1 protein-coding gene is annotated in these 984 nt (G+C 66.0%); it reads left to right on the top strand.

Annotated elements, in window-relative coordinates:
- Positions 1–16: 16 nt before the first annotated feature.
- Positions 17–984: AMP-binding protein (locus NS4_RS31025; RefSeq protein ID WP_218020443.1), on the top strand; the 968-nt coding region annotated here is incomplete at its 3' end.

Here is a 984-nt window from a genome sequence, read left to right on the forward strand (position 1 = left end):
GGTACCAGCAGCGACAGTGCCAGGGCTGTTCGAGAATCAGGCTGCCGCCGCACCGGACGCGGTGGCCATCGTCTTCGAGGACCAGCAGATATCGTACCGGCAGGTCAACGCGCGGGCGAACCGGTTGGCGCGGAGGTTGATCGGCCGCGGCGTGGGCCCGGAATCGGTGGTCGCCGTCGCGGTGGGGCGTTCACCGGAACTGGTGATCGCGTTACTGGCGATCCTCAAAACCGGTGGGGCCTACCTGCCGATCGACCCGAACTACCCCAGCGAACGCACCCGATTCATCCTCACCGACGCCCACCCCGCGCTGGTGTTGACCGATACCGGCACCGCGGCGGTGCTACCACCCACCGGTTTCGAGCACGTGTACCTCGATACCTCCGGCCCCGAGGCCGCTCCTGATCCCGGTGTTGCCGTCGACAGCGGGGAGATGGAGAGCTTCAGCGGGGGCCGCGGCGAGACCGACCCCACCGATACCGACCGGATCGGCCCGCTGCGGCCGGAACACCTGGCATATGTGATCTACACCTCCGGATCCACCGGCACCCCCAAAGGTGTCGCCATCAGCCACCGCAACGTGGTCAACTGCGTGTCCCGAATGAGTTCCACCCTCGATGAGGGAGCTCCCCGGGTGCTGGCCAGTACGTCGGCGACATTCGATGTGTCGGTGTTCGAGATATTCACGCCGCTGTGTACGGGCGGGAGCATCGAGGTGGTCCGGGATGTCCTGGTGCTCGGCGAGCAGGATGGTTGGACTGGGGATGTGATCAGTACGGTGCCATCGGTATTCGTGGCGATGCTCGATCAAATCGCGGCGGGGGCGATCGCGGCAGGCACCATCGTGTTTGCGGGTGAAGCGTTATCGGCGTGGATGGTCGAGCGGGTGCAGTCCGCGATGCCAGGGGTTCGGATGATCGACGCATATGGGCCGACCGAGACCACGGTCTATGCCACCAGCGGAGTGGTGGACCCGTCGGACGG

Origin of the sequence: Nocardia sienata NBRC 100364 (assembly GCF_001613205.1) — a bacterium.
In the GTDB taxonomy this organism is placed as follows: domain Bacteria; phylum Actinomycetota; class Actinomycetes; order Mycobacteriales; family Mycobacteriaceae; genus Nocardia; species Nocardia sienata.